Raw genomic sequence first — 6442 nt, forward strand, 5'->3', positions numbered from 1 at the left:
TTATCCCCGAAATTTTATCACATATCCCACCGTCAAACAAGGATTTTCTCAAAAAACACCCTCCATTTCCCGCACGAGAAATGGAGGGTATTTTTGTCGAATTTGCCTCTTGTCACAGTTCTCGCTTCTGGTAGAAGCGGATGGACAGCCACCAGGACAGGGCATACAGGAGGATAGACACCCCGGCCACCACCGCCAGGGGCCACAGCCCGCCTCCCATCACCTGCACCTGGAACCCAATTCCGGCCAGCACAGTAGCCGCGGCGGTAAACAGACCAATGGTAATGTAAAAGGCCATACGCCCCTTCTCCGCCCCATACTTGAATACATAAGGCAGGATCAAAGCAGGACCCAAACACCCCAACACCAACAGGGCGGTTCCCACCAAAGCAAACTGCTCCAGAACAAAGCCGCCCCCCAGAATCATCCGCACAGTAGTGGCTGCCATGGAGATGAGAAACGCCACGGAACCGAAACACATGCCTACCAAATATTTTGTGCTCACCAGCTGAGCCCTGGTGTAGGGCAGGGTACCGCTGTAAGCTGTCCATTTGTCATGTTCATCGTAGGAAACCAAAGTCATAGGTATCACGCTGGCAATCATGATGGGATAAATCAGGAAAAAGATATTATCATCGCCCGTAAACGATACAGCCAAAAACACCGCCACGATTACAATAAACGCCCGGCAGTACCGCCACGACAGATAAAAATCCTTCAAAAGCAGTCCTTTCATATCACGCCGCCTCCTTCACCATAAAGATAAACAGCTCTTCAATGCTCACAGGGCTCACCTGCATCCCGGCAGGCACGCCGTCCCGGCGCACCAGAGCCTCCACCCCGTAGGGAGACGCCTTGACCCCACGCACCGCCTGGGGGTCCAGCTGGGCCAGCTGCTCCTTGGAGCAGTGGATGAGCCCGTATTCCTCCAGCAGTCGGTCCTTCTCCTCACACAGCATCAGCTTTCCCTTGTGCAAAAAGGCGATGTAGTCGCAGATTTTCTCCAAATCGCTGACAATGTGGGAGGAGATGAGCACCGCGTGGCTCTCGTCCCGGGTGAACTCGCTGAACATCTCCACCACTTCGTCCCGCACCACTGGGTCCAGCCCCGAGGTGGCCTCGTCCAAAATGAGCAGTTTGGGGTGGTGGGACAGGGCCACCGCAATGCCCAGCTTCATCTTCATGCCCTTGGAATACTCCTTAAAGGGGCGTTTTTCCGGGAGATTCAGCTTTTTGAGATACTGAGCGTACAGCTCTTTATCCCACTTGGTATAGGTGTGAGCCATGATTTTTCCCACCTGCACGGCGCTCAAGCAAGAGGGAATGCCCACCTCGTCCAGCACCACCCCGATGTCCTGCTTGGTGAGGAGCATATCCTCCCGGTTGTCCCGGCCCAGGAGGGTGATGGTGCCCTCGTCCCGGTGAATCATGTCCAGAATCAGCTTAATGGTGGTGCTCTTACCCGCTCCATTCTCGCCGATAAGGCCCATGATACACCCACAGGGCAGGGTGAGATTCAGGTTGTCCAGGGTAAACTCCCCGTAGTCTTTGGTTAAATTCCGAATTTCCAGTGCGTTCATGGTCTCACTCCTCCATACTCAGGCGGAACATCTCCAGCAGTTCCTCTCGCGTCAACTGGCAGCTGGCCGCCAGCTTCCCAATCTCCTCCATGTGGGCCTCAATCTGCTTCAAGGTCTCCTCCCGCAACAGCTCCACATTCTTGGGGGCCACAAAACAGCCCTTGGCGGGGAGCGTATAAATGAACCCCTCCCGCTCCAGCTCCTCATAGGCCCGCTTGGTGGTGATGACGCTGATGCGCAGGTCCTTGGCCAGGTTTCGGATGGAGGGGAGGGCCTGGTCCGCCTCCAATTCCCCGCTGATGATCTGATGTTTGATCTGGGTGTAAATCTGATCGTAGATGGGGGACCCACTGCGGTTGTCAATGTAAAGATTCAAACCATCACCTCGTTTGCTTTCTGTGTATACACAGTATATACAGTAGCCACAGTCTTGTCAATAGGGCTGGGAAATTTTTATTGGCTCCCTGTCTTGGTACAGCACAGCCTCCCCTCTTGCCTTTTCCCCGCTCCGTCACTATAATGTGTGGTATCCGTGACCATTCTGCTGGGAGGTGCCCTATGAAAACCATCGCCATCATTGACGACGACATCCACATTGGAGATGTCCTGGAGCAGCTGCTGCGCCGGGAAGGGTATCAGGTGCTGCGGGCGTACTCGGGCACCGAGGCCCTCTACCTGCTCTCCCAGCAGCGGCCCGACCTGGTGCTGCTGGACCTGATGCTCCCCGGCCTGTCCGGGGAGGAGGTACTGCCCAAAATCCAGAGTTTCCCCGTCATCATCCTCAGCGCCAAGGGGGATGTGGAGAACAAGGTGGAACTGCTCCAGGCGGGCGCGGTGGACTACATCACCAAGCCCTTTCACCCCCAGGAGCTGCTGGCCCGCATTGGGGTGCATCTCCGCCGCCCCCGTGGAGAGGAGGAGGGCCAGGTGCTCACCGTGGGGGAACTGAGCCTGGACTCCCTGGCCCGTCAGGTGACGGTGGCCGGGCAGGAGGTACACCTGACCAAGACGGAGTACGCCATCTTGAAGCTGTTTCTCCAGCACCCCAATCAGGCCTTGTCCAAGAGCGTCATTTTGGAGCGCATCAGCCTGGACACCCCGGACTGCACCGACAGCTCCCTGAAACAGCACATGAGCAACCTGCGGAAAAAGCTGCGTCAGGCCAGCGGCAAAGAGTACCTCCAGTCTGTGTGGGGCATTGGTTTTCGCCTGACCGCTTCTTAAAATCTTGATGATTTCTTGACCCATTTCTTCACCGCTTCCTTGACCCCTCTCTGGTACACTATCCCCATCAAGCGCAAGGAGATAAATTATGATCGACTGGTGTAAACGTCATCCCATCCTTTTTATGGCCGGGTATCTGGTGTTCTACCTGGTGTGCTTTGGAGCCCTGGAGCACTTTATCAAACCGGAGTGGATCGTCCACTGTTTTCTGGACGACTGGATTCCCTTCTGTAAGTATGCCGTCATCCCCTACTTCGCCTGGTTTGTGTGGGTGCCCGCCACCTTGTTCTGGCTTCTGTTCACCCAGCCCCGGCAAGAGTTCTGGCGACTGTGTCTGCCCCTGTTCGGGGGCATGACCCTGTGCGTGGCCCTGTGCGCCCTCATCCCCAATGGAGTGGACCTGCGCCCGGACTCCATCCCCGGCAACGACTTCTTCACCCAGGTGGTGCGGCAGCTGTGGGGGGTGGACACCGACACCAACGTCTGGCCCTCCATCCACGCCTTTAACTCCATGACGGTGGCCCTGAGCTATCACCGCTGGGCCAAAGCCAAGCCCTCCACCCAGCGCCGGGTGGTAGGGACGTGTATGCAGCTTCTAAATCTGTCCATTTTGGCCTCCACGGTGCTGCTGCGGCAGCACAGCGTCATTGACCTGTTCTGCGGCGTGGCCCTGGCCCTGGTGCTGGACTATGTAGCCGACTACGTGACGGCACACGCCCGGGTGTGGATTCAGCAGGAGGCGTGAGCATGGAACTGGTCTGCCAAGCCCACGGCCTATCCAAACAATACGGCCACACCTACGCCCTGCAAAACCTCACCATGCAGGTGCCCAAAGGGTCCATTTACGGCCTGGTAGGGCGGAATGGGGCGGGAAAAACCACCCTGATTCGTATCCTCTGCGGGCTGCAATCCCCCACCGCCGGGAACTACACCCTGTACGGCACCCCATTTTGGGACCCCGCCATCCATCAGGTCCGGCGGCGGATGGGAGCGGTGGTGGAGTCCCCCGCCATCTATCAGGACCTGTCCGCCCTAAATAATCTAAAATTGCAGGCCCAGGTTCTGGGCCTGCCCTCTTATCAGGACCTTCCCCACCTGCTGGAGCTGGTGGGGCTGGAGAACCCGGGGAAGAAAACCGTGCGCCACTTCTCCCTGGGTATGCGCCAGCGGCTGGGCATTGCCATGGCCCTGGTGGGAAGCCCGGACTTTCTGGTGCTGGACGAGCCGGTGAACGGCCTGGACCCCCAGGGGATTGTGGAAATTCGAGAGCTGCTGCTGCGGCTGAACCGGGAACACCAGATCACCATTCTCCTCTCCAGCCACATTCTGGACGAGCTGGCCCGGCTGGCCACCCACTACGGCTTTTTGGACCGGGGCCGCATGGTCCAGGAGGTCAGCGCCGGAGCGGTGGAGGCCGCCTGCCGCAAATGCACCCATGTAGAGGTGTCCGACGTGGCCGTTCTGGCCCGGGTGCTGGACGGGATGGGGCTGGACTACACCATTGACTCCTCCCACACCGCCAACATCTACGCCCATCCCCATGTGACGGAGCTGGTGCAGGCCCTGGCGGAAGCTGGGTGCCAGGTATCCGCCATGCACCAGCAGGATGAGAGCCTGGAGAGCTATTACATGAGTCTGGTGGGAGGTGAGGGGCATGGGTAACCTGCTGCGGGCCGACTTCTTCCGCCTGTGGCGGAGCAAGAGCTTTTGGGCGTGTATGATCTTCCAGGTGGGGACAGGTGCCTTTGTCCCGGTGTCCTGCTATCTGTATGAACTCCGGCATCCCATTCCCTATTCTCAGCACCTGGATGCAGAGTTTTTGAACTTTATCCCCTTTGTGTGCATTCTCTTCGCCCTCTTTTGTGCTCTGTTTATCGGCACCGATTACAGCGACGGCTCTGTGCGCAACAAACTGGTGGTGGGGCACCGCCGCTGGGAAATTTACTTCAGCCACCTGGTCACCTGCACCGTAGCCTGTCTGTTGATGTGTGTGGGCTACCTTCTGCCCTATCTGGCGGTGGGTACCCCCCTGTTTGGCCCTTTGGAGACCGATATGGGCACCGTTCTGGCCTATCTGGGCGCCACGCTGGTGCTCACCGTGGCCCTGGCCTCTCTATACACCATGCTGGCCATGCTCATTCCAAACCGCACCGTGTCTGCGGTGGTGGCCCTGGTGCTGTCTTTTGGCCTGCTAATCTCCGGCAGCTACCTTTACTCCTATTTGAACTATCCCCCCACCTACACCCAAGTGACCTATAACTCGGTCTCGGGGGAGTTGGAGGAGCAAGAAGCGCCATACCCCTTCTATCTGGAGGGTACCAAGCGGGAGATATTCCAGCTGCTGTGCGACGTGACCCCCGGCGGACAGATCATGCAGTGCGTAGTCTGGGACGCTCCCAACCTGCCCCTTCTCCCCGTATACTCCGCCGCCCTCACCGTGGTGACCACGGGGGTGGGGCTGTGGGGATTCCGGCGGAAAGATTTGAACTGACCGAGGAGGGCTTATGAAGCTGTTACCCTGGATTTTGGTGGCCCTTTTGGGGGTTCTCCTCCTGATTTTGGCCGGGAAGGTGTACACGCTGCGCAAATCCGCCCGGCAGCTCCGGGAGGGGATGGCCCAACAGCTGGAGCGCGAGACCAACACCCTGCTGGCTGTGTCCTCCGGGGACCGGGAGATGCGGGCGCTGGCCGACGCCCTCAACGGGCAGCTGGCCCAACTGCGAGCGGAGCGGCAGCGGTACCAGCACGGGGACCTGGAGCTGAAAGAGGCCATCACCAACATCTCCCACGACCTGCGCACCCCTCTCACCGCCATCGTGGGCTATCTGGCCCTGCTGGAGGGGGAGGAGAAGTCGGAGACGGTGGAGCGGTACCTGTCCCAGATCTCCAACCGCACCCAGGTACTCCACCAGCTGTCCGAGGAGCTGTTTGCCTACGCCCTGCTCACCGCCCCCCAGCCCCTCCACCCCCAGCGTGTGGACCTGCGGGGCCTGGTGGAAGAGGCGCTGCTGTCCTACTGCGGGGCCATGGAGCAGCAGGGCATGGAGCCCACCATCCAGCTGCCGGAAGGGCGGGTGGAGCGGAATCTGGACCCCACGGCGGCGGGGCGAGTGCTGAGCAACCTCATCAGCAACGCCCTAAAATACAGCGCCGGGGGCTTTGCCGTCACCATGACCCCGGACGGGGTCATCACCTTTGCAAACTCCGCCCCGGACCTGAACCCGGTATTGGTACAGCGGCTCTTCGACCGCTTTTTTACCGTGGAGACCGCCCGCCACTCCACCGGCCTGGGCCTGTCCATCGCCAAGCTGCTCACCCAGCAGATGGAGGGCACTTTGGAGGCCAAATATCAGGAGGGGCAGCTGGTCATTACCTTGTCTTTTCCCGTGGCCTGACCGTCTCCACAGCCCGGAATCAGGCTTGCCAGCCTGGTGGGGACGCTTCCCGCTGGGGGTTCATGTTTCTGCCATCAGGCAGAGTGAGGGGCGGTCCTTCTCCCATTTCTCAGGTGCAGACCTGCGCCCCCGCCGGGGACGCTCCGCTGGGGTCCATTTTGACTGGCCAAAATGGACGAAAAGCCACAAAAGGGGCCCGCCCCTTTTGAAACCCCAATGATTTTATTTTGTTTTGTGCGGTGG

The 6442-nt window shown here is 59.2% G+C and carries 8 protein-coding genes; 5 read left to right on the top strand and 3 right to left on the bottom strand.

What is annotated here, in order from left to right:
- Positions 1 to 112: 112 nt before the first annotated feature.
- From B5F12_RS09320 to B5F12_RS09330, 3 genes are read right to left on the bottom strand one after another with little or no spacing between them, the layout of a single operon-like run.
- Positions 113 to 736: an ABC-2 transporter permease gene (locus B5F12_RS09320; protein ID WP_087233663.1), complete on the bottom strand. Its 624-nt coding sequence runs from the start codon at positions 734 to 736 to the stop codon at positions 113 to 115.
- A gap of 1 nt (position 737) precedes the next feature.
- Positions 738 to 1580, bottom strand: coding sequence for an ABC transporter ATP-binding protein (locus B5F12_RS09325; protein ID WP_087233666.1), 843 nt, complete (start codon positions 1578 to 1580; stop codon positions 738 to 740).
- A 4-nt stretch (positions 1581 to 1584) separates the two neighbouring features.
- A complete protein-coding gene (locus tag B5F12_RS09330) occupies positions 1585 to 1956 on the bottom strand; it encodes a GntR family transcriptional regulator (RefSeq protein ID WP_087233669.1) in 372 nt (123 codons plus the stop codon).
- A 182-nt stretch (positions 1957 to 2138) separates the two neighbouring features.
- On the opposite strand from B5F12_RS09330, the gene B5F12_RS09335 reads away from it, so the two are divergent.
- The 5 genes from B5F12_RS09335 to B5F12_RS09355 all read left to right on the top strand — a co-directional run bounded on the left by B5F12_RS09335 (position 2139) and on the right by B5F12_RS09355 (position 6199).
- Positions 2139 to 2804 carry a response regulator transcription factor gene (locus B5F12_RS09335; RefSeq protein WP_087233672.1) on the top strand — a complete coding sequence of 222 codons (666 nt, stop codon included), beginning with the start codon at positions 2139 to 2141 and terminating at the stop codon, positions 2802 to 2804.
- 88 nt (positions 2805 to 2892) lie between these two features.
- Positions 2893 to 3549: a phosphatase PAP2 family protein gene (locus tag B5F12_RS09340; RefSeq protein ID WP_242954936.1), complete on the top strand. Its 657-nt coding sequence runs from the start codon at positions 2893 to 2895 to the stop codon at positions 3547 to 3549.
- Between the two features lie 2 nt (positions 3550 to 3551).
- Positions 3552 to 4466 (top strand): ABC transporter ATP-binding protein, encoded by a 915-nt coding sequence (locus B5F12_RS09345; RefSeq protein WP_087233675.1) that lies wholly within the window; start codon positions 3552 to 3554, stop codon positions 4464 to 4466.
- Entirely contained in the window at positions 4459 to 5295 is an 837-nt protein-coding gene (locus B5F12_RS09350; protein WP_087233677.1) for an ABC transporter permease subunit, read from the top strand. Before B5F12_RS09345 ends, B5F12_RS09350 begins: the two co-directional genes overlap by 8 nt.
- Positions 5296 to 5308: 13 nt before the next feature.
- Complete coding sequence (locus tag B5F12_RS09355) at positions 5309 to 6199, top strand: HAMP domain-containing sensor histidine kinase (protein WP_087233679.1); 891 nt, start codon at positions 5309 to 5311, stop codon at positions 6197 to 6199.
- Positions 6200 to 6442: the final 243 nt, after the last annotated feature.

Origin of the sequence: Pseudoflavonifractor sp. An176, from assembly GCF_002160435.1 — a bacterium.
GTDB classification, from domain to species: domain Bacteria; phylum Bacillota; class Clostridia; order Oscillospirales; family Oscillospiraceae; genus Enterenecus; species Enterenecus faecium.

Bases quoted from the DNA above. Each gene is read 5' to 3' on its own strand.
- B5F12_RS09320 (WP_087233663.1), bottom strand. From the start codon at position 736: ATGAAAGGACTGCTTTTGAAGGATTTTTATCTGTCGTGGCGGTACTGC.
- B5F12_RS09325 (WP_087233666.1), bottom strand. From the start codon at position 1,580: ATGAACGCACTGGAAATTCGGAATTTAACCAAAGACTACGGGGAGTTT.
- B5F12_RS09335 (WP_087233672.1), top strand. From the start codon at position 2,139: ATGAAAACCATCGCCATCATTGACGACGACATCCACATTGGAGATGTC.
- B5F12_RS09340 (WP_242954936.1), top strand. From the start codon at position 2,893: ATGATCGACTGGTGTAAACGTCATCCCATCCTTTTTATGGCCGGGTAT.
- B5F12_RS09345 (WP_087233675.1), top strand. From the start codon at position 3,552: ATGGAACTGGTCTGCCAAGCCCACGGCCTATCCAAACAATACGGCCAC.
- B5F12_RS09350 (WP_087233677.1), top strand. From the start codon at position 4,459: ATGGGTAACCTGCTGCGGGCCGACTTCTTCCGCCTGTGGCGGAGCAAG.
- B5F12_RS09355 (WP_087233679.1), top strand. From the start codon at position 5,309: ATGAAGCTGTTACCCTGGATTTTGGTGGCCCTTTTGGGGGTTCTCCTC.